This window comes from Streptomyces sp. GbtcB7 (genome assembly GCF_019091445.1).
Lineage (GTDB): Bacteria > Actinomycetota > Actinomycetes > Streptomycetales > Streptomycetaceae > Streptomyces > Streptomyces mirabilis.
This window is the reverse complement of the sequence record NZ_JAGXJM010000724.1, coordinates 1-232: the sequence shown is the minus strand read 5'-3', so window position 1 is coordinate 232 and position 232 is coordinate 1. Positions and strand designations below refer to the sequence as shown.

The following is a 232-nucleotide window of genomic DNA, read 5'->3' as shown; positions in this document are numbered from 1 at the left end:
ACACCCGCCCCTAGAAGAGCACCCTCGAGCCGAGTCGCGGAGGTCGGGGGGAAGAAATCCTTGGTGTCGAACTGCTGAAGCCAGAACGCGGCAGCGTGGGAACCTGCGTTGGAGTATGCCGAACGACCGGCTATGTAGCCGTGAGCTATCTCATCGCGGCGCAACACTGTCGCTATCGGAAGTTCGATCGATGCCATGAGCGCGATCAAAGCTTGCCGTACTCCCTCGTCGC

1 protein-coding gene is annotated in these 232 nt (G+C 60.8%); it reads right to left on the bottom strand.

Going from position 1 to position 232, the window contains the following annotated elements; genetic code table 11:
* On the bottom strand, window positions 1–197 hold a 197-nt coding region (locus KVT44_RS57355), incomplete at its 3' end, for a hypothetical protein (protein ID WP_217577241.1).
* Between the last annotated feature and the right edge of the window lie 35 nt (window positions 198–232).